This is a genomic window from Streptomyces sp. NRRL F-6676, assembly GCF_000725625.1.
Classification (GTDB): domain Bacteria; phylum Actinomycetota; class Actinomycetes; order Streptomycetales; family Streptomycetaceae; genus Streptomyces.
This window is the reverse complement of sequence record NZ_JOHS01000066.1, coordinates 1-20,221: the sequence shown is the minus strand read 5'-3', so window position 1 is coordinate 20,221 and position 20,221 is coordinate 1. Positions and strand designations below refer to the sequence as shown.

General features: G+C 72.9%; 14 protein-coding genes and 1 pseudogene. 10 read left to right on the top strand and 5 right to left on the bottom strand.

What is annotated here, in order from left to right:
• Positions 1 to 211 precede the first annotated feature (211 nt).
• The 3 genes from IO29_RS27980 to IO29_RS27970 all read left to right on the top strand — a co-directional run bounded on the left by IO29_RS27980 (position 212) and on the right by IO29_RS27970 (position 2,946).
• On the top strand, positions 212 to 769 hold the full coding sequence (locus IO29_RS27980; RefSeq protein ID WP_030382453.1) for a DUF1707 and FHA domain-containing protein: 558 nt from the start codon (positions 212 to 214) through the stop codon (positions 767 to 769).
• A 279-nt stretch (positions 770 to 1,048) separates the two neighbouring features.
• Positions 1,049 to 2,476 (top strand): M14 family zinc carboxypeptidase, encoded by a 1,428-nt coding sequence (locus IO29_RS27975; RefSeq protein ID WP_033226506.1) that lies wholly within the window; start codon positions 1,049 to 1,051, stop codon positions 2,474 to 2,476.
• Positions 2,473 to 2,946, top strand: a complete 474-nt coding sequence (locus IO29_RS27970) for an SSI family serine proteinase inhibitor (protein ID WP_030382450.1) — start codon at positions 2,473 to 2,475, stop codon at positions 2,944 to 2,946. Before IO29_RS27975 ends, IO29_RS27970 begins: the two co-directional genes overlap by 4 nt.
• Positions 2,947 to 2,992: 46 nt before the next feature.
• Here IO29_RS27970 and treY read toward each other — a convergent pair whose 3' ends face one another.
• Positions 2,993 to 5,344 carry a malto-oligosyltrehalose synthase gene (gene treY, locus IO29_RS27965; protein ID WP_030382449.1) on the bottom strand — a complete coding sequence of 784 codons (2,352 nt, stop codon included), beginning with the start codon at positions 5,342 to 5,344 and terminating at the stop codon, positions 2,993 to 2,995.
• Between the two features lie 193 nt (positions 5,345 to 5,537).
• Positions 5,538 to 7,652, bottom strand: coding sequence for a glycogen debranching protein GlgX (gene glgX / locus IO29_RS27960; RefSeq protein WP_030382448.1), 2,115 nt, complete (start codon positions 7,650 to 7,652; stop codon positions 5,538 to 5,540).
• A 251-nt stretch (positions 7,653 to 7,903) separates the two neighbouring features.
• Between glgX and IO29_RS27955 the strand changes: the two genes are divergently transcribed.
• The 4 genes from IO29_RS27955 to IO29_RS27940 all read left to right on the top strand — a co-directional run bounded on the left by IO29_RS27955 (position 7,904) and on the right by IO29_RS27940 (position 12,353).
• Positions 7,904 to 8,725 carry a hypothetical protein gene (locus IO29_RS27955; protein WP_030382447.1) on the top strand — a complete coding sequence of 274 codons (822 nt, stop codon included), beginning with the start codon at positions 7,904 to 7,906 and terminating at the stop codon, positions 8,723 to 8,725.
• Between the two features lie 98 nt (positions 8,726 to 8,823).
• Positions 8,824 to 10,155 carry a copper amine oxidase gene (locus tag IO29_RS27950; protein WP_030382446.1) on the top strand — a complete coding sequence of 444 codons (1,332 nt, stop codon included), beginning with the start codon at positions 8,824 to 8,826 and terminating at the stop codon, positions 10,153 to 10,155.
• Between the two features lie 104 nt (positions 10,156 to 10,259).
• A complete protein-coding gene (locus tag IO29_RS27945; protein ID WP_030382445.1) occupies positions 10,260 to 11,507 on the top strand; it encodes an SAV2148 family HEPN domain-containing protein in 1,248 nt (415 codons plus the stop codon).
• 129 nt (positions 11,508 to 11,636) lie between these two features.
• Positions 11,637 to 12,353 carry a 3'-5' exonuclease gene (locus tag IO29_RS27940; protein WP_030382444.1) on the top strand — a complete coding sequence of 239 codons (717 nt, stop codon included), beginning with the start codon at positions 11,637 to 11,639 and terminating at the stop codon, positions 12,351 to 12,353.
• A gap of 143 nt (positions 12,354 to 12,496) precedes the next feature.
• Here IO29_RS27940 and IO29_RS27935 read toward each other — a convergent pair whose 3' ends face one another.
• Positions 12,497 to 13,459 (bottom strand): DMT family transporter, encoded by a 963-nt coding sequence (locus IO29_RS27935; protein WP_030382443.1) that lies wholly within the window; start codon positions 13,457 to 13,459, stop codon positions 12,497 to 12,499.
• A 92-nt stretch (positions 13,460 to 13,551) separates the two neighbouring features.
• On the opposite strand from IO29_RS27935, the gene IO29_RS27930 reads away from it, so the two are divergent.
• Positions 13,552 to 14,460, top strand: coding sequence for a LysR family transcriptional regulator (locus IO29_RS27930; protein WP_030382442.1), 909 nt, complete (start codon positions 13,552 to 13,554; stop codon positions 14,458 to 14,460).
• A gap of 17 nt (positions 14,461 to 14,477) precedes the next feature.
• Here the strand turns inward: IO29_RS27930 and IO29_RS27925 are convergent, their stop codons facing one another.
• On the bottom strand, positions 14,478 to 15,410 hold the full coding sequence (locus IO29_RS27925) for a phosphotransferase enzyme family protein (protein WP_030382441.1): 933 nt from the start codon (positions 15,408 to 15,410) through the stop codon (positions 14,478 to 14,480).
• A gap of 321 nt (positions 15,411 to 15,731) precedes the next feature.
• On the opposite strand from IO29_RS27925, the pseudogene IO29_RS38095 reads away from it, so the two are divergent.
• Positions 15,732 to 16,880: pseudogene (locus IO29_RS38095) on the top strand (CDP-alcohol phosphatidyltransferase family protein); the annotation flags it as partial.
• A gap of 126 nt (positions 16,881 to 17,006) precedes the next feature.
• Here the strand turns inward: IO29_RS38095 and IO29_RS27910 are convergent.
• Positions 17,007 to 19,286 (bottom strand): MMPL family transporter, encoded by a 2,280-nt coding sequence (locus tag IO29_RS27910; RefSeq protein WP_030382439.1) that lies wholly within the window; start codon positions 19,284 to 19,286, stop codon positions 17,007 to 17,009.
• Between the two features lie 225 nt (positions 19,287 to 19,511).
• On the opposite strand from IO29_RS27910, the gene IO29_RS27905 reads away from it, so the two are divergent.
• Positions 19,512 to 20,069, top strand: a complete 558-nt coding sequence (locus tag IO29_RS27905; protein ID WP_234307655.1) for a DUF1697 domain-containing protein — start codon at positions 19,512 to 19,514, stop codon at positions 20,067 to 20,069.
• Positions 20,070 to 20,221: the final 152 nt, after the last annotated feature.

The following is a 20,221-nucleotide window of genomic DNA, read 5'->3' as shown; positions in this document are numbered from 1 at the left end:
CAGTCGTTCCCGCTTGCCGTTCTCGTCTGTCGTTCGTCCCGCTTCGCCGTCTGTGGCGCGGTCCGTCCATGGTGCGTCACGGACGATCAATCCGCTCCGGAACCCACCCTTTTGACACGCCGGACGGCCCCGACGGACACACGGGCGAGTGGACGAGGGCATTCCGGGGGCTCGCTGGACACCCCGGCGCCGCTGTCCGACAATCACCCTCGTGACGTCGTCCTTCGAGTTCCCCACGTACCCCGCGCGGCTGTCGGACGCCGACCGTGACCGGGCGCTGAAGGTGCTCCGTGACGGCGTCGCCCTCGGCCGCATCTCGCACGACACCTTCATCCGGCGCATGGAACTCGCGCTCACCGCGCGCGTCCCCGACGAACTGGCCGCGCTCACCGCGGACCTGCCGCCCCGCAAGCCGCTGTCGCGGCTCGTCTACGGCGGCGTCGAGGCGCTGTCCGGCTTCACGGTGAAGCTGCGCCGGGCCTGGCTGTCCGAGCGCCTGCCGAAGCTGCCGCTGCCGCGGCCGGAGCGGACGTACCCGCTCCGCATAGGCCGCGACCCGGCGAGCGGACTGCGCCTGAGCCACGAGTCGGTCTCCCGCGTCCACGCGGAACTCAGCCGCCAGGGCGGCCTGTGGGTCCTGCGCGACCTCGGCTCCACGAACGGGACGTCCGTGAACGGCCGCCGGGTGATCGGAGCGGCGGTCGTGCGCGACGGTGACCTGGTCACCTTCGGCACGGTGATGTTCCGACTGGCGTCGGAAACGTCCTGAGACGCTTTGCGGGAGAGCTCGGGGGCTTCTGCGGTTCGGCGGCTGCGGGCGCGTCGTGGCTTGTCGCGCAGTTCCCCGCGCCCCTATTAGAGGCGCGGGGGACTGCGCAATCTTTCAGGGGGATCCGGGGGCGCAGCCCCCGGGGACGGGAAGGGCAGGGGCGGCGGGGGCGAAAAACCTGGGGTGCGGCCCCGTTGACGTGGGTACGGATCGTGACTGAATGTAGAGGCCCGCTGCACAACACGTAAAACCGACGGAGTCACCCCGCGGAGGTGCGCCCTGCCCACGCTCCGCCGCTACCCCACCGTCGACGCCCTCGCCACCCACGCCGCCGCCCTCGCCGCCCACCACCCCCGCGCCGCCCGCCTCCGCCACGCCGGCACCTCCCGCGCCGGCACCCCCCTCTGGCTCCTCTCCGTCGGCCACGGCCCCCGCCACGCCCTCGTCGTCGCCGGCCCGCACGCCAACGAACCCGTCGGCGGCGCCACCGCCCTCCGCCTCGCCGAACGCCTCCTCACCGGCCCCCCACCGGCCGGCGACGACGCCGACGTCACCTGGAACTTCCTGCTCTGCCTCGACCCCGACGGCGCCCGCCGCAACGAGGCCTGGCTCTCCGGCCCGTACACCCTCGGCCACTACTTCCGGAATTTCTTCCGCCCCGGCTTCACGGAACAGCCCGAATGGCTCCCCGACGGCGCCGACCGCGCCGCCCTCCCCGAGACCCGCACCCTTCTCGCCCTCCAGGACGAGCTGCGCCCCTTCTTCCACTGCTCGCTGCACGGCGTCGACGTCGGCGGCGGCTTCGTCGAGCTCACCCGCGACCTGCCCGGCCTCGCCCGGCGCGTCGCGCACGCCGCCGCCCGCCTCGGCGTCCCGCGCGAACTGGGCCCGTACGACACCCTGTACTGGCCCAGCCTCGGCCCCGCCGTCTACCGCATCCCGCCCCCGCGCCGCGGCGATCTCGCCGCCGCCATCACCGAGGCCGCCGTCGAGTCCACCTGGTACCACCCGCACCGCTACGGCACGGCCACCGCCGTCGTCGAGGCGCCCATGTGGGGGGTGCCCGCGGTGGCGGACGCCTCTCCCGCCGCCGACCCTGAAACGTTTCTGCGCACCGTCGCCCACACCCTGCGCCACGACACCCGGCTCCTCGACGGCATCCTGGCCCGGCTCCGCCCCCACCTGGCCGGCGTCCCCGACGCCGACCGGCTGCTCGCCCCGGTGGACGACTATTTACTGGTCAGCCCCGGCCTGGCCGACTCCTGGGACCCCGATGTGCACGACCCCGCGGCCCGGCCGCTGCCGGTGTGCGACACCGCCCATCTGACCGCGCTCGGCATCTCGGGCCGCCGGGTCGCCCTGCGCACCGCCGGACTGCTGCACCGCCTCGCGACGGCCGCCGGACCCGCCGCGGCCGGGCTGCTGCCGCGCCTGGACGCGCTCATCGACGGCTGGTGCGCGGAGTACCGCGACCACTACGGGGCGCGCTGGATCCCGGTCGCCCGCCAGGTGGAGTACCAGTCGCGCGTGGTCCTCGCCGCCTGCCGGCTGGCCGCGCGGCGGCCCGCGGAGCGGCCACCGGCGGCCGGGCGTGCGGCGGCGGAGGACCGGCGGCCGGCCCCGGTGCCGCCGCCCGCGGACGCCCGGCCCCGAACGGGTGAGCCGGAGTGGGGCGCGGGCGCCGCCGTGCCGATGCACAGGGAATGACGAGAACGACCACCGCGCTCCACGCCGCCCTGCTCGCCGCCGTCACCCTGCTGACCGCGGCCCCCGCCCACGCCGGCACCGCGCGGCACGACCACGGCGACCATCTCTATCTGACCCTGACCCGCGGCGACGCCCGCTCCCACGACACCAGCGGCACCCTCCTGCTGTGCGACCCGCCCCAGGGCCACGCGCACGCCGGCCGCGCCTGCGCCGAACTCGCGGCGGCCGGCGGCGACCTCGGCCGCATCCCGCGGCGGGACACGTACTGCCCGATGGTCTACGCCCCGGTGACGGCGGCGGCCCGGGGGGAGTGGGACGGCCACCGGGTGGAGTACGAACGCACGTTCCCCAACCGGTGCGTGCTCGACGCCCGCACGGGCGCGGTCTTCGCGTTCACCGACGAGCTCCCCCCACTGCCCGACCGCCCGGTCCCGGGCCTGCCGCAGGGCCCCGTGCCGGGACTGAACTGACCGAAGGGCGGGCCCCACCCGCCACCGACCGCGGGCCGCGCCCCGTTCACTCGCCCCCGGTCCGCTCCAGCAGCGCCACCGGCAGCGGCGAGAACAGCTCCGCCACGCGGACCCGGCCCTCGAACCGCCGCTCCGGGGCGAACACGTCGCTCCAGCGGCCCGGCGGCAGCGGCAGCACCGTCTCCCGCCAGCCGCCCGCCTCCGCGAGCCGCAGCGACAGCCGGGTGACCGCGGTGAGGACCCGCCCGGAGCGCGTGAACGCCAGGCAGTGCGCCGCGCCCGGCCCCTCCGCCCACAGCGGGGCGTATGTCGCCGACGCGCCGAACAGCTCCGGACGCCGGGCGCGCAGCCGCAGCGCGGCCGTGGTGACGGCCTCCTTCGCCGAGGCACCCTCCTGCGGCGCGAACGGCGCCCGGTTGTCCGGGTCGACCAGCGCCCGGTACTCGCCCTCGGCGCCCTGGTAGACGTCCGGCACGCCCGGCATCGTCAGCTGGGTCAGGGCGGCGCCCAGGACGTTGGCCCGGATGTGCGGGGCGAGTTCGGCACGGAACTCCGTCACGTACCGCCCGGCGGCCCCGCACGGGCCCTCGGCCACGAAGGCGGCGACCTTCTCCTCGTACCCGGCGTCCTGCTCGGTCCAGGAGGTACGCAGCTTCGCCTCCCGCACATGCTTGAGCAGCGCCTGACCCAGCCGGTCCGCGTCCGGGACGCCGAGCCCCAGCAGGGTCTGCCACGCGGCCCAGGCCAGGGCGCCGTCGGGCGCCCCGGGGCCGGCCGCGGCCGCCTCGGCCAGCACCCCGGCCCAGCGCTCCGGGCACTCGGTGAGCACGGCGATCGCCGCCCGGACGTCGGCGCTGCGCTTGGTGTCGTGGGTGGACAGCACGGTCCCGGTCAGCGGCCAGTCGCTCTGCAAGCGGGTGCAGTACGCGTGGAAGTCGCCGGGGGAGAGGCCGGGCGCGCCCGGGTCGCCGCCGACCTCGTTGGCCGACAGCAGCGGCACGTACCGGTAGAACGCCGTGTCCTCCACCGACTTGGCGCGCAGCGCGGAGGCGGTCTGCGCGAACCGGGTGCGGAACTCCTCGTGCCCGGGCCCGTCCCCGGCCCGCCCCAGCGCCAGGTCCCGCACGACGCTCACCGCGTGCGCCTCCTCCGCCACCCGGAAGGCGGTACGGGCCTCGGCGGCGGCCTCCTCGGTGAGGACCGCCTCGGCGTCGGTGGAGTCGTAGGGCCGGTAGACCTCCATGCGGACCAGCAGCTCGCGCAGCGCGGTGCGCAGCGCCCAGGGGGCGTGGTCGCGCAGCGCGGGGTCCGCCGCGCCGGCGCAGACGTGCGCGGCCACCCGGGTGAGCCGGTCCACCTCGGTGGCCAGCTCGTGGTCGACGGTCTCGTACGCCGCCCGGCGCGCGGTGGCCGCCCAGTCGCCCCCGGCGTCCGGCTCCGGGGCGGCGAAGGCGCGGTAGTGGGCGAGCAGTTCCCGGGCGCCCTCAGGGTCGGTGAGGACGCCGTCGATGCGGCGCAGGGCGTCGTAGCCGGTGGTGCCGTCCACCGGCCAGGCGGGTGACAGCACCTCCCGGTCGGCGAGGATCTTCTCCACGACGGTCCACCGGCCGCCGGTCGCCTCGTCCAGCTGCCGCAGATACGCGTCGGGGTCGGCGAGGCCGTCCGGGTGGTCCACGCGCAGACCGTCGAGCACGCCCTCGTCGAGCAGCCGCAGGATCGTCCCGTGCGTGGCCCGGAAGACCTCCGGGTCCTCCACGCGGACGCCGATGAGGTCCGAGATGCTGAAGAACCGCCGGTAGTTCAGCTCCGTGCGGGCCAGCCGCCACCAGGCGGGGCGGTACCACTGGGCGTCGATCAGCCGCGGCAGCGGCAGCCCGGCGGTGCCCTCGCGGAGCGGGAAGACGTGGTCGTAGTAGCGCAGGACGTCGCCGTCGACGGTGAGGTGGTCGATCTCGGCGCCGAGCGGGTGGCCGAGGACGGGGAGCAGGAGCTGTCCGCCCTGCGCCTCCCAGTCGATGTCGAACCAGCGTGCGTACGGCGACTTCGGGCCCTCGCGCAGGACCTCCCACAGCGGGCGGTTGTGGCGCGGGGACATCGCCATGTGGTTGGGGACGATGTCCACGATCAGGCCGAGGCCGTGCTCGCGTGCCGTCGCGGACAGCGCGCGCAGGGCCGGCTCGCCGCCGAGTTCCTCCCGGACGCGGGAGTGGTCGACGACGTCGTAGCCGTGGAGGGAGCCGGGCGTGGCCTCCAGGACGGGGGAGAGGTGGAGGTGGGAGACGCCGAGCGGGGCGAGGTAGGGGACGGCTGCCTCGGCTGCGGCGAACGGGAAACCGGGCTGCAGTTGCAGGCGGTAGGTGGCCGTGGGCGGCGGTGAGGCGGGGCGCTCAGGTGTCATGGGGTCGTACGTACCCGCGTTGGCGGGTTTTGTGTCTGCGGCAGGTGGGTGGGGAGTGCGGGGGCGGGGGCGCGCGCAGGCGTTTTTCGCCCCCGCCGCCCCTACCCTTCCCATCCCCGGGGGGCTGCGCCCCCGGGCCCCCTAAAAGATTGCGCTCGCGGCGGAGCCGCACATTGACACAGCCCCGCGCCCCTTATGGAGCGCGGTGCAGCACCGTCATGCTGCGGTCCGTGAGGGTGAGGTGGTCGCCCTTTTTGAGTTTCTGGCCTTCTCCGGACGGGACGCCCTCCGGGCGGGACGTGTCGACCACCACCTGCCATTCGCCGCCCTGGCCCACCGGGACCTCGAACTCCAGGGGCTCGTGGTACGCGTTGAACATCAGCAGGAACGAGTCGTCCTGGATGCGTTCGCCGCGGGGACCCGGTTCGGAGATGGCGTCGCCGTTGAGGAACACGGTCAGGGCGCTGGCCTGGGCGGAATCCCAGTCCTGCTGGGTCATCTCGTTGCCCTCGGGGGTGAACCAGGCGATGTCCGAGAGTTCGTCGTGGGTGCCCTCCACGGGACGGCCGTGGAAGAAGCGGCGGCGGCGCAGGACCGGGTGGTCGCGGCGCAGCCAGACCATGGCGCGGGTGAACTCCAGCAGGTCGTTGTTCTCGCCGGGTTCCGGCCAGTCCACCCAGGACAGCTCGTTGTCCTGGCAGTACGCGTTGTTGTTGCCGTTCTGGGTGCGGGCCAGCTCGTCGCCGTGGCTGAGCATGGGCACGCCCTGGGAGAGCATCAGCGTGGCGATGAAGTTCCGCATCTGCCGGCCGCGCAGCGCCAGGATGTCCGGGTCGTCGGTGTCGCCCTCGGCGCCGCAGTTCCAGGAGCGGTTGTGGCTCTCGCCGTCCCGGTTGTCCTCGCCGTTGGCGTCGTTGTGCTTGTCGTTGTAGGCGACCAGGTCGTGCAGGGTGAAGCCGTCGTGGCAGGTGACGAAGTTGATCGAGGCCAGTGGGCGGCGGCCGTCGTCCTGGTAGAGGTCGGAGGAGCCGGTGAGTCGGGAGGCGAACTCCGCGAGCGCCCGCGGCTCGCCCCGCCACAGGTCGCGCACGGTGTCCCGGTACTTGCCGTTCCACTCCGTCCACAGCGGCGGGAAGTTGCCCACCTGGTAGCCGCCCTCGCCGACGTCCCAGGGCTCGGCGATCAGCTTCACCTGGGAGACGACCGGGTCCTGCTGGACCAGGTCGAAGAAGGACGACAGCCGGTCCACCTCGTGGAACTGCCGGGCCAGGGTCGCGGCGAGGTCGAAGCGGAAGCCGTCGACGTGCATGTCGGTGACCCAGTAGCGCAGCGAGTCCATGATCAGTTGCAGGACGTGCGGGGACCGCATGAGGAGCGAGTTCCCGGTGCCGGTGGTGTCCATGTAGTACTGCGGGTCGTCGGTGAGGCGGTAGTACGAGGGGTTGTCGATGCCCTTGAAGGAGAGCGTCGGCCCCAGGTGGTTGCCCTCGGCGGTGTGGTTGTAGACGACGTCGAGGATGACCTCGATGCCGGCCTCGTGCAGCGCCCGGACGGCCGACTTGAACTCGAGCACCTGCTGGCCGCGGTCGCCCCAGGAGGCGTAGGCGTTGTGCGGGGCGAAGAAGCCGATGGTGTTGTAGCCCCAGTAGTTGTTGAGCCCCATGTCGACCAGACGGTGGTCGTTGACGAACTGGTGTACGGGCATCAGCTCCAGTGCCGTGACGCCGAGTTCCGTCAGGTGTTCGATGATCGCCGGGTGGGCGAGCGCCGCGTAGGTGCCGCGCAGCTCCTCCGGCAGCTCCGGGTGGCGCATCGTCAGGCCCTTGACGTGGGCCTCGTAGATCACCGTGCCGTGGTAGCCGTGCCGGGGCGGGCGGTCGTCGCCCCAGTCGAAGTAGGGGTTCACCACGACCGAGGTCATGGTGTGCGGGGCCGAGTCGAGGTCGTTGCGCCGGCCGGGCTCGTCGAAGTGGTAGCCGTACACCTCCTCCCCCCAGTCGACCGCCCCGCTGATCGCACGCGCGTACGGGTCGAGCAGCAGCTTCGCCGAGTTGCAGCGCAGGCCGCGCTCGGGGGCGTAGGGGCCGTGCACGCGGTAGCCGTACCGCTGCCCCGGCATGACGCCCGGCAGATAGGCGTGGCGCACGAACGCGTCGGTCTCGCGCATCTCCACCGCCGTCTCGGAGCCGTCGTCGTGCAGCAGACACAGCTCGATCCGGTGGGCGGCCTCCGAGAAGACCGCGAAGTTGGTGCCGGCGCCGTCGTACGTGGCGCCCAGGGGATATGCCTCTCCGGGCCAGACCTGCATGGACACGCTCTTCCCGTAGTTCCGAACCTCAGGGTCTGTCGTCGGACCGCCGTCCGCCGGGCGCACGACGGCAGTGCGACGACAGACCCTGGGGGCGTCGACAGGTCGAGTTTCCCCGAAAAGGGGGGAACCACCCATGACTTACGCGCCTCTTACCCGGCGACCAGTGCGTACGCCGCCTATGGAGTACGCCGAACCAGTGGGGAAATCGACACTGTCTTCCCGGGCGATCCGGGGGAGCAGGGGGAAATGTGCGCAGGAAAGTGCACCGCCATCTGGGGAAGGTGGTGGCGGGCGCGGCCATCGCCGTGGCGGGAACGGCGGCGATGCTGGCCGTCACACTGCCCGGCTCGGCGGGAGCGTCCGGCAACGGGAACGGGAACGAGGGGGCCGGGGCGAGCGGCTCGGCGGCCCGGGCGGGGGCGGCCGGAGACGCGGCCGCCGTACCGCCCGGCGTCGTCGAGGACGCGCCCGTCGTGGGGAAGAAGGGTGTCGGCAGCGACCCGCTGACCGACGACGAGACCGACAGGGTGGTGCGGATCGCGAGCAACCCGCAGTCGCTCGCCCGCACCCAGAACGTCGAGGGCGACCGCGGCCCGGAGCGGCTGAGCGTGCAGCTCGCCGAGCCGGACGAGGACGAGCTGGACTCCACGAGCGCGCCGCGCCGCGCGGACGTCACGTACTACGACTACAAGAACGACACGCTCGTCACCCGGACGGTCAACCTCGACACCAGCAAGGTCGAGTCGACCGACACCCAGCACGGCGTCCAGCCGCCGCTCAGCCACGACGAGACGGTGGAGGCGGCCCGGCTGCTCATCGCCGACCCGCTCGGCGCCGGGCTCAAGGCCGACTACAAGGACGCCACCGGCAAGAAGCTGACCTCGCCCGACCAGCTCAGGCTGGACAGCATGGTCTACCGCGCCACGCCGGGCGTCCGGCCGGCCGCGCTCGACAAGTGCGGCGAGCACCGCTGCGTGCGGCTCTTCCCGAAGGTGAAGAACGGCCCGTGGATCGACAGCCGCGCCCTGATCATCGACCTCAGCACCCGCAAGGTCGCCAAGCTGCACTGACCGGGGCGGCCCGTCCGCACTGACCGGGCGGCCGGTCCGCACCCGTCCTCCGCATCTCTTCCCCAGCTTCCCTGCTGAAGGCAAGGAGTCATCTCGTCATGCGTGTGAACAGAATCAGCGGTGCCCGCAGGCGTGCCGCGGTCGGCCTGTCGGTGGCCGCGCTCGCGGCCGGCTGGACCTCGGCCGCCGGACCGGCCGCCGCACAGCCCGCCGCCCAGCCCAGGAACGCCCCCGCGGCGACCGAGGACTGCAGCGCCGCCTACCGGATCGAACAGAAGCTCTCCACCGGGACCACCTGGCGGATGTGCTGGAGCTACGAGGCCGAGGCCGGGCTCGTCCTCTCCGACGTCTCCTACCAGCCCCCCGGCGAGAGCGCCCCCATCAAGGTGCTCTCCACCGCCAAGCTCGCCCAGATCCACGTGCCCTACGACGACGGCTCGGCCGAGTACAGCGACGTCACCGGCGCCGGCTTCGGCCAGGGCCTGATGGAGATGGCGCCCGGGGAGTGCCCCGGCGGCACCATCAAGACCGTCAAGGTGCCCGAGGCCTGGGACCCCGAGCACGAGAACGTCAAGGGCCTGTGCACCACCACCCGCGCCCGCGGCCACGCCTACCGCATGCAGGCCGACACCGGGAACAAGGTGTTCCAGGAGCAGGGCAAGGACCTGCTCGTCTACACCGTCAACCAGACCGGCTGGTACGAGTACATCACCGAGTGGCGGTTCCAGGACGACGGCACCATCCACATGAACATCGGTGCCACCGGCACCCTCGCACCCGGCGACTACAACGCCACCGACGACCGCGGCTGGCCGCTCGGCAAGGGGGCCCGCGCCTACGCCACCAGCCACAGCCACAACGTCTTCTGGCGGCTCAACTTCGCCCTCGACGGCTCCTCCAAGGCCAAGGTCGAGCAGTACGACTCCAAGGTCACCGCGGCCGCGAGCGGCGACGAGGGCCCCACCAACAAGACCACCCGCACCAAGGTCACCAAGGAACTCGCGGGCGACGCGGCGAACATGCGCTGGTGGCGCGTGGTCAGCCAGAGCGGCAAGAACAAGGACCAGCACGCGCGCAGCTACGAGATCGTCCCCGGGCCCAGCGCCAAGTACTCGGGCCGCAGCTACACCAAGCACGACATCTACTTCACCCAGTACAAGAAGTGCGAGCAGTTCGCCAGCGACAACCTGCGCAACTGCGGCTCGGGGGCCGGGAAGTCGGTCGACAAGTGGGTCAACGGGGAGACCCTCAAGCACCCCATCGTCTGGGTCAACGTCGGCTTCCACCACATCGCCCGCGACGAGGACCAGCAGCCCATGCCCGTGCACTGGCAGGGCTTCTCCCTCGCCCCGCGCGACGTGACGGCCATGAACCCGCTCACTCCGGCCGAACTCGCCGATCAGAACGGCGATTACGGATCGGGTAGTTGAGAAACGAACCCTGTCCATCCGGCTGCACCGCCGACCGGTCCCGGAGTACCCTTCCTTGATCGTTGGGACGGGTTTTCCATGGGGGAACGGAAGGCGGTGCACGGGTGGGCTCGGGAGGGCTGGAGCTGCCTCCTGGTGACGAGGGTCACGAGGATCGGGGCGGCAACTCCGCGGACGTCCCACCCGGCGCGGTGTCGCTGGCCAGGCCGATGGAGCGCGGCTCCATCGGCCCGGAGCTGGACTGGAACGCCGACGCCTGGCACGAGGTGCGCACCCGCGCCCAGCGGGCCGGCCGGGCCTACATCTGGCTGAACCTGGTCGAGCAGCGGCTGCGCGCGGTCGTGGCCGCCGTGCTGCGCCCGATCTACGAACCCGTCCACGGCGACGACTGGGTCGTCGCCGCGGCCGGGCCGGCCGGCCAGGAGTGGGTGCAACGGGCCGTCGCCGTACGGGAGGTGAGCCGTCGCAAGGGCTATCTCCTCGACCCGGCCGACGACAACGTGCTCAGCTTCCTCACCCTGCCCCAGCTGCGCGAGCTGATGGTGCAGCACTGGCCCTGCTTCGAGCCGTACCTGGACGAGCGCCGCGACGTCGAACTCGCCCTGGACGAGCTGGAGGTGACGCGCAACGTCGTCTCCCGCAACCGGGCCCTGTCCGAGGCCGTGCTCGCCCAGGCCGAACGCGCCTCCGCCCGGCTCCTGGAGATCCTCGGCGCGGGCAGCGACGTGCCCTCCGCCCGCCGGCTGCCCGTCGACGCCGTCGAGGACCTGGTCGGCGACCGGTACGCCGACGTGGTCGCCGTCCACCCCGACCGGGTGCGGCTGCTGCGCCAGTTCCCCGCCGAGGACATCTTCGGCTCCGCCCGCCGGCTCGACGCCGTCGGCATCGGGCTCAACCTCCTGGTGCAGAACTTCTCCGGCCGGCGGCTGGTCCGGCTCGCCGAGTCCGGCACCCGGGTACGGCTGCTGTTCCTCAACCCCGCCTCCAGCGCGGTCAAGCGCCGCGAACGCGAACTGGGGATGAAGCGGGGCGAACTGGGGCGCTCGGTGGAGATGAACATCCTGCACATGCGGCGCGTGCGCTCCCGGTTGCGCGACCCCGACGCCTTCCAGATCCAGGTCTACGACGACACACCCCGCTTCTCCGCCTACCTGGTCGACGGCGACGGCTCCGACGGCATCGCGGTGGTGCAGTCCTATCTGCGGGGCGCCCGCGGCATGGAGACCCCGGTGATGGTGCTGCGCGGCGCCGGGCGGGTGGTGAAGGCGGACGACGTGCTGGACGGCGGACTCTTCCCCACCTACCGGGAGGAGTTCGAGACGTCCTGGGCAGATTCGCGCCCGGTGTCCTGAGTGCCCGCGAAGGGCGGGCTTGTGGTGCTCCGTCGGGACCGGTAAGCGGAATCCCGTGTTCGGATTGTCAGTGGGGCATGCGAAGGTGAGGAGCACTGGGGGAACGCACCACCACGAAGGGGGATCGCCATGGCCTGGCACCGGGAGCTGCTGATCGGCTTCGATCTGGAGACGACGGGCACGGATCCGCACGAGGCACGCATCGTCACCGGGGCGGTGATCGAGGTCAGGAACGGGGAACGGCTGGGACACCGGCAGTGGCTGGCCGACCCGGGCGTGGAGATCCCCGAGGACGCCATCGCGGTGCACGGCATCACCAACGAGCGCGCGACGGCCGAGGGCGCCCCGCCGGACGGGGTGGCCGACGCGATCGCCGAGGTGCTGGCCGGCCACTGGCGCGCGGGGGTCCCGGTCGTCGCCTACAACGCGGCCTTCGACCTCACGCTGCTCAGCGCGGAGTTGCGGCGCCACGGGCTGCCGTCGCTGCGCGAGCGGCTGGGCGGCGCGGATCCGGCGCCCGTCGTCGACCCCTACACCATCGACCGCCGGGTCGACCGCTACCGGCGCGGCAAGCGGAACCTGGAGGCGGTCTGCGGGGAGTACGGCGTCGTCCTCGACGCCGCGCACGACGCGACGGCGGACGCGGTGGCCGCGGCCCGGCTGGCGACGGCGATAGCCGACCGCCACCCGAAGATAGCGTCCCTCACCCCGGCGGAGCTCCACGCCCGCCAGATCGAGTGGTACGCGGACTGGGCGGCGGACTTCGAGTCGTTCCTGCGTCGCAAGGGTGCGGACGACGCGGTGGTCGACGGCCGCTGGCCCCTCCGGGAACCGGTGGCCGCGTAGCCGCGGGCAGTCGTGCCGCTAAGGGCGGCACGGGTGGGCGATGGGGGTCCCCCTGCTCGAGCGAAGCCGACAGCTTGGGGGAGGCACCTGGCCGGCGCCAGTTCGCGAAGCTTCCGTGCAGCCACCCCGGCGTGGGGCGCCTTCTAGCTCGGTACGAAGGGTTCGTTGGCGGCTGCCGGTTTCGTGTGGCCGGCCGCGCAGTTCCCCGCGCTCCTCGCGGGGCGCGCCTCGCGGTGGGCCCGTTCCACCGCCTGCCCCCAGTACGTACCGGCGACCATCAGCACCGCCCCCACCGCCATCAGCGGCGTGAGGCGGTCACCCCCGAGGGCGATCCCCACCGCCGCCGCCCACACCGGCTCGGTCCCCAGCAGCAGACTCGCCCGCCCCGCGGACGTCCGCTGCACCGCCCACGTCTGCGCCAGAAACGCGAACACACTGCAAAACAGGGCGAGATAGACCAGCTGGCCCCAGGCACCGGGCCCGGTGTGCGCGAGGACGGGCAGGTCACGGGCGGCGGGAACCAGGAACAGCAGGGAGCCGACAAGCGTCTGCACGGTCGTCAGATGCAGCGGCCGGACCGCCCGGCGCGCGGTGAGCCGGCCGACCAGGACGACATGGCCCGCACGGATCACGGCCGCCCCCAGGATCAGCAGATCGCCGGAGCGGAGCGCGTGCAGCCCGCCCGCCGACATCAGCAGCCCCACGGCCAGCACGCACAGCCCGCACGCGGCGAGGAAGGCGGGCGGCGGACCGCCACCGCGCCGGCCCACCCGGTCGAGGAGCGGGGTGAGCACGATGGTCAGGCTGATGAGGAGCCCGGCGTTGGCGGCGCTGGTGTGGGCGACGCCGTACGTCTCCACGAGCAGGACGGCCGCCTGGGTCACCCCCAGCGGCACCCCGGCCCGCAGCTCCGCCCGGCTCCAGCGGCGTGGGCCCCGGCCGGCGGAGACCAGGGCGAGACAGGCGAGCGCGGAGAGCGCGTACCGGACGAAGAGGACGAGGAGGACGGGCAGAAGGAGGGTGGCGGAACGGGCGGAGAGATAACTGGAACCCCACACGAGCGCGACCAGGAGGAGTACCGCATCGGTACGGCGGGCGTCGGTCACCGGTCCACCGTGCCCCAGCGGAACCCTGAAGCCCAGGCCCACTCTCTTCAACGATCTTTTAGCGCTCCTACAGTGTCCCTACACTGGCCACCATGGACGAACGGCAGCTGCGCATCCTGCGTGAGCTGGGCGAACTGGGCAGTGTCACGGCGGTCGCCGAGGCGCTGCTGGTGACCCCGTCGGCGATCTCCCAGCAGCTGCGCCTGCTCCAGCGGGCGATCCCGGTGCCGCTGACCGAGCGCGAGGGCCGGCGGCTGGTGCTCACCGACGCCGGGCAGGCGCTGGCGGAGGCGGCGATCGGGGTGGAGTCGGCCCTGGCCAGGGCACGGCACACGGTCGACGACTTCCTCGGCCGGCCCGACGGCGAGGTGTCGGTGGCGGCGTTCCACAGTGCCGCGTCGGCCTTCTTCCCGCTGCTGCTGCGGGGCCTGGCCGCACCGGGCGGGCCGGCGCTCGCGCTCGCCGACGAGGACGTGCCGCAGGAGGAGTTCCCGCGGCTCACCCGGGCGTACGACCTGGTCCTCGCGCACCGCCTGGACCACGCGCCGCCGTGGCCGCGCACGGTCACCGCGACCACGCTGCTGCGGGAGCCGCTCGACGTGGCGCTGCCCGCCGGGCATCCGCTGGCCGCGCGGGACGTGCTGTACCCGGACGACGTGGCCGACGAGCCGTGGATCACCGTGCACGACGGGTTCCCGGTGCTGGCCACGGTCGAGGCGGTCGCGGCGGCGGCCGGGCGGCGGGTGCGGCTGGCGCACCGGATCAACGAGTTCGCGGTGGCGGCGGAGATGGTGGCGGCGGGCGGAGGAATCGCGCTGATGCCCCGCTGGACCGGGCGTTCGCACCCGGACGTGGTCCTGCGCCCCCTCGGCGGCGTACGGGCCCGCCGCCACGTCGACGCGCTGCACCGCCCGGAGCGGGGGGCTCGGGCGGCGGTGCGTACGGTACTGACGGCTCTGCGCCAGGCAGCGCGGACGATCCGTGAGCGTGACCCGGGGTGACCGTCACGACGGCGCCCTCAGAACGGATACCACCGCACCCCGGAGTCGCCGTCGCGCAGCGAGCGCACCCGGCGGGCGAACTCCTCGCGCGCCGCCCCGTTCGCCGGCGCGTGCTGCGCCACCCACGCACAGCTCGCCGTCTCCCGCGCCCCCCGCAACACCGCGCACCCCTCCCACTCCCGCACGTCCCACCCGTACTCCCGGGTGAAGGCGTCGTACGCCTCGTCCCCCAGCCCGTACCGGTCGCGCGACAGCGCCATCACCACCAGGTCGTGCTCGCGCAGGTCCGTGGAGAACGTCTCCAGATCCACCAGCACCGGCCCGTCCGGCCCCACGTGGACATTGCGCGGCAGCGCGTCCCCGTGGATCGGCCCCGGGGGCAGCCGCGGGACGAGCGCGGCCGCGGCCGCCGCGAACCCGTCCCGGCGCTTGCGCAGATACGCCGCGTCCGCCGGATCGATCGCGTCCCCCGCGAGCCGCAGCCAGCGCTCGACGCCGCCCAGCAGCTCCCGGCGCGGCAGCGCGAGGCCGGGGTCGGGCAGGGCGTGCACCTGCCGCAGCAGTACCGCCAGATCGGCCGGTCCGGCCGGCCGGACCGCGTCCGGCAGCCGGTGCCACACGGTCACCGGATGGCCCCCGACCAGCAGCGCCTCCGGCACGGCGGCCCGTACCGCGGGCACCCCCGCGTCGGCGAGCCAGGAGGCGACGGCCACCTCGCGGCGGGCGCGGGCGGGCAGGTCCGGGTCGTCGCGGCCGACCTTGACCACCAGGTCACCGGCGGCGAACACCGCGTTCTCGCCGAGCGCGAGGAGCCGCGCCTCCCGCGCCGCCGAACCCCGGGGCGGACCACCCGCGACCGGCCCCCCGGCCGAACCGGCCGAACCAGCAGAACCCGTACTGGACAGCACGCCCGACTCGGCCAGTACCTCCCGCGCCCGCGCCTCGTCCATCGCCCGCCACCGCCTCCGACTCGTCTTCTGTGATCATTCTCGCGTCGGCAAGTGTCGCATTTCGCGGTGGCCGGGCAGGGTCGAGGGAATTTCGCGGGGGCAGGTTCCATCCACCCGGTGAAAGACCGGCGGACTTCACATCACGGTCGGGTCACTTCATAACGCTCGGATAACGCGGGGCCCACCTGACATGGGTATCGACCCGTCAGAAGCGTTGGACGGTTACCCCCCGCGGAAGGTTGTACTCACCAAATCTTGCACTCTTGGTAAGAGCGTTCTTAACGTGGGATGAACTCCAATCGAAAGCCAGGGAGTTGGCCCATGCCATCGAAACACCGGGACGTGCCCGACCTCGCCGAGGTGCGCCGTCTCGTCCAGAAGAAGCGGGACGCGTGGTGGACCGTCCTCCTCGTCGACCCGGTCGCCACACCCCTCGTGCGGCTGGTCGCGAAGCGGACGCGGATCACACCGAACCAGATCACCTGGGGCGCACTGCTGCTCGGACTCGTCGCGGCGGGCTGCTTCCTTCAGGGTGACTGGCAGTGGCTGATCATCGGCGCCGTCGTCTACCACGTCAGTTTCATCCTGGACTGCATGGACGGCAAGGTCGCCCGGCTCACCGGCCAGGGCTCGGTCTTCGGCGCCTGGCTCGACTACATCTTCGACCGCGTCCGCGTCATGGCCTGCGCCGTCGCCCTGATGGCCGGTCAGTACCACCGCACCGACGACACGCTCTACATCTGGCTCGCCGCCGCGGTGATCTTCCTCGACGGGCTGAGGTACCTCAACTCGCTCGAGATATTCAAGACCCGGCACACCATGCGCAAGCAGATCAAGGCCCGGCTGCGCGCCGCCCGGCGGGCCGAGAACGCCTCCCAGGTCGCCTTCATGGAGGACCTGCTGCGGGACAACCCCGCGGCGGACATCGAGCAGGACCTGCGCCGCGCCGCCGAGGAGGGCACCCGTGCCCTGACCGCCGAGAACGACGGGCTGCTGACCGAGGCGCAGGGCGCCGCGCTCCTGGCCGAGGCCGAGGTGCAGGACGGCAAGCCGGTCACCGGCACTGCCGTACCGGCCGCCGCCGGCGGCACCGACGGCGTCGGCACGCACATCCCCGCTCCCCGTACCCCCGGCGAGCCCGCGGCCGAGAGCACCGGGGCCACGGACGGGACCGCCGAGGAGCCCGCCGAGGGCGCCGTCGCGGACACCCCGCGCAACGCCCGGGTCATCGACCTGCACCAGGAGTTCCGTCACCGCTTCCCGGCCTATCTGCGGTTCCGTTCCTTCCTGCTGCGCCACCGCATCCGTACGCACCTGGTGAGCGGCATCGAGTTCCAGATGGGCGTCTTCATCGTCGGCCCGCTGATCAACGCGGTCATCCCGACGACGATCGTCGCCGGTGCCCTGCTGCTGGTCTTCGAGCTCGCCATCGTCTACAAGCTGCTGCTGTCGACGCGCGACTTCGCCCGGGCCCGGCCGGGCGCACGGCCCGTACGGCGCTGGCGCTGCGGGAGGCCGTCGAGGCGGGGGGGGGGGGGGGGGGGGGGCCCCCCCCCCCCCCCCCCCCCCCCCCCCCGTTTCCGGCGCCGTCCGGTCTCAGATCCGCACCGTCTCGCCCTCGGCCGCCGCCGGCCGGGCCGGCGCCACCGGCTCCGGGGCCGACTCGTCGTGGGTGAGGTCGGGCAGCCGGCGCAGCCACTTCGGGAAGTACCAGTTGCGCTCGCCCAGCAGCGCCATCACCGCCGGGAGCAGCACGCCCCGGATGACGGTCGCGTCGATCAGGACCGCCGCCGCCAGCCCCACGCCCATCTGCTTCATGGACTGCATCGACAGCGTGCCGAAGATCGCGAACACGGCGACCATGATGACCGCGGCGCTGGTGACGACGCCCGCCGTGGTGACCACACCGTGCGTGATCGCCTCCCGCGTCGTCCGGCCGCGCAGCCGCGCCTCGCGGATCCGGGAGACCACGAACACGTGGTAGTCCATGCTCAGCCCGAACAGGATGACGAAGAGGAACAGCGGCAGCCAGGTGATGATGGCGCCCACACCCTCCGCGCCCACCAGCGACGCGCCCCAGCCGTGCTGGAAGACGGCGACGAGGATGCCGTAGGCCGCGCCCACCGACAGCAGGTTGAGCAGGATCGAGGTGATCGCCACCGTCAGCGAGCGGAACGACAGCAGCATCAGCACGAAGGCGAAGACCACCACGAACGCGAAGACCGGGACGACGGCTCCGGCGAGCTGGTCGTTGAAGTCCTTGGACCCGGCCACCTCACCGGTGATGGGCGCCTGGACCCCGTCGACCTTGCCGAGCGTGGCGGGGCGCACCTCGTCGCGCAGCGTCTCCAGGCTGGCGCCCGCCTTGTCCAGGTCGGAGCCGCCGACCAGCGGGACGTACACCAGCGCGAGGTTCCGCGCGTCGTCGACCTTGACCTCGACCGGGCCGCGCGAGGCGCCCGAACTCACCGCCCGCTCGCGGAAGTCGTCGAGCGCGGACCGGACTTCGGGGGCGCCGATGTCCTTGGCACTGACGACCACCTCGGCCGGGTCCGAACCGCCCGGGAAGGCGTCGTTGACGCGGTTGTACGTGGCCACGATCGGCAGCGAGTCGCCGAACTCCTGGTCCAGGGTGAGGTTCTGCGTCTTCATGCCCAGCGCGGGCGCGGCGATCGCCAGCAGCGTCCCGGCCGCGATCACCAGCGAGACGGCCGGCTTGGCCAGCACCACCCGCAGCACCGCGCCCCAGAACCGCGAACCCTCCTGCGCACGACGGCCGCGGCGCTCGGCCCGGCGGCGCTTCGCGTCGGGGTTGAGGTAGGGGACGCGCCCCTTCTCCACCCGCTCGCCCAGCAGCGACAGCAGCGCGGGCAGCACGGTGACGGAGCCGACCATGGCGACCGCCACCACCATCAGCGAGGCCAGCCCCATCGCCTTGAACTCGGCGATCCCGGTGAACAGCATGCCCGCCATCGCCACGCACACCGTGACGCCGGAGACGACGATCGCGCGGCCACTGGTCGCGGCGGCGATCCGCAGCGCGGTCTCCGGGTCCCGGCCCGCCATCCGCTCCTCGCGCTCCCGGCGCAGATAGAACAGGCAGTAGTCGACGCCGACAGCCAGACCCACCAGCAGCATCACCGAGTTGGCGGTGTCGCTCATCGGCACCAGATGGCTGACGACACCCATCAGGCCCATCGTCGCGATGATCGCCGTGATCGACAGCGCCACCGGCAGCAGCGCCGCGACCAGCGCGCCGAACGCGATCAGCAGGATGCCGAGCGCGACGGGGACGGCGGAGAACTCCGCCTGCTGGAAGTCGCTGCCGAAGGCGTCGTCGAACGTCTTCTGCATGCTCGCGCCGCCGATCTCCTCGACCCGCAGCGACGAGTGGTCCTTCTGGACGTCCTTCACCGCGTCGAGGACCGGTTCGACCCGCTCGCCCGCCGTGTCGGCGTCGCCGCGCATGTCGAACTGGACGAGCGCGCTGCGGCCGTCCTTGGAGATCGTCTTCGTGTCGTACGGCGAGGTCACGTCCGTCACCCGGCCGGTGCCCTCGACCGCCTCGACGACGGCGGTGACGGCGGCGCGGAAGGCCGGGTCCGTGGCCCTGGTGCCGTCGTCCTTCGCCTGCACCAGCACGGTCTCGCTCGCCGGTTCGTCGATGCCGGCGTCCTCGAGGATCCGTGCGGCGGTGTGCGTCTCACCGCTCAACTGGTCGCTGTCCTTGACGTCGGCCCGGCCCGCCACCGACCCGAGCCCCATCGCCACGACGACGAACAGTACCCAGATGCCGACGGCGGCCCATCTGTGCCGAGCGCTCCAGCCGCCGGCGCGGGCGGCGACGCCCCGCACCCGCGTGTTGCCGTTTCCCATGACGGGCCAGCCCCCTTGTGCGTGGTGGCGGCCCCCTGCCGTCACCTGGTGCTTCGAAGGTATGTGCCGCGTAAGAGCGTCTCTTCGTACTGACCGGTGAACCCCGCGGGCGCTTTCTCCCCCGTTCGGACCGCATGGCCCTCCCCACGAGGGAGGAGGCTGGCCCCTACACGTAAGGGTTTCGTCGGGGGCGGGGGTCAGGGTCGGCGGCTCTAGGGTGGGCGCATGACTGGGCGGACGATGACGTACGCCGCGCTGCTGCGCGGGATCAATGTGGGTGGCAACAGAAAGCTGCCGATGGCCGAGCTGCGGGCGCTCATGGGGGAGTTGGGGTACGGGGGCGTGCGGACGTACTTGCAGAGCGGGCAGGCGGTGTTCACGGCGGAGCGGGGGGACGAGGAGTCGCTGGCGGCGGAGCTGGCGGGGGCGATCGGCGAACGGTTCGGGTTCGACGTGGACGTCCTCGTCCGTGACCACGCGTATCTGCGGGCCGTGCGGGAGGCGTGCCCGTTCCCCGCGGAGCGGCTGGAGGGGAAGCAGCTCCATGTGACGTTCTTCTCCGCGCCGGTGGAGGAGGCGCGCTTCGCGTCCGTGGGGCGGGAGGGGTTCCTGCCGGAGGACTACCGGCTCGGGGACAGGGTGCTGTACCTGTACGCGCCGGAGGGGCTGGGTCGCTCGAAGCTGGCGGTGGCGTTGTCGTCCCGACGGGTGGTGGGGGACGTCGTTGCCACGAGCCGCAACTGGAACACGGTGCGCAAACTGGAAGAACTGACGTCCGGCTGACCGAACCGCGTTTTCTCGCCCCCGCCGCCCCTACCCTTCCCGTCCTGAACCTGGGGGCTCCGCCCCCAGGCCCCCCAGGGGGGTGGGTGGGGAGGGGCGCGGGAGAGCTCGGCTGGGCGGGGTCGGGTGGGCGGGTGCGGCTGCGTCGTGGC

What these genes read in the sequence shown, in the direction of transcription:
- glgX (WP_030382448.1), bottom strand. Translation starts at nt 7,652, where the DNA reads ATGCAGGTCTGGCCCGGAGAGGCATATCCCCTGGGCGCCACGTACGAC.
- treY (WP_030382449.1), bottom strand. Translation starts at nt 5,344, where the DNA reads ATGACACCTGAGCGCCCCGCCTCACCGCCGCCCACGGCCACCTACCGC.
- IO29_RS27940 (WP_030382444.1), top strand. Translation starts at nt 11,637, where the DNA reads ATGGCCTGGCACCGGGAGCTGCTGATCGGCTTCGATCTGGAGACGACG.
- IO29_RS27930 (WP_030382442.1), top strand. Translation starts at nt 13,552, where the DNA reads ATGGACGAACGGCAGCTGCGCATCCTGCGTGAGCTGGGCGAACTGGGC.
- IO29_RS27970 (WP_030382450.1), top strand. Translation starts at nt 2,473, where the DNA reads ATGACGAGAACGACCACCGCGCTCCACGCCGCCCTGCTCGCCGCCGTC.
- IO29_RS27925 (WP_030382441.1), bottom strand. Translation starts at nt 15,410, where the DNA reads ATGGACGAGGCGCGGGCGCGGGAGGTACTGGCCGAGTCGGGCGTGCTG.
- IO29_RS27910 (WP_030382439.1), bottom strand. Translation starts at nt 19,286, where the DNA reads ATGGGAAACGGCAACACGCGGGTGCGGGGCGTCGCCGCCCGCGCCGGC.
- IO29_RS27905 (WP_234307655.1), top strand. Translation starts at nt 19,512, where the DNA reads ATGACTGGGCGGACGATGACGTACGCCGCGCTGCTGCGCGGGATCAAT.
- IO29_RS27950 (WP_030382446.1), top strand. Translation starts at nt 8,824, where the DNA reads ATGCGTGTGAACAGAATCAGCGGTGCCCGCAGGCGTGCCGCGGTCGGC.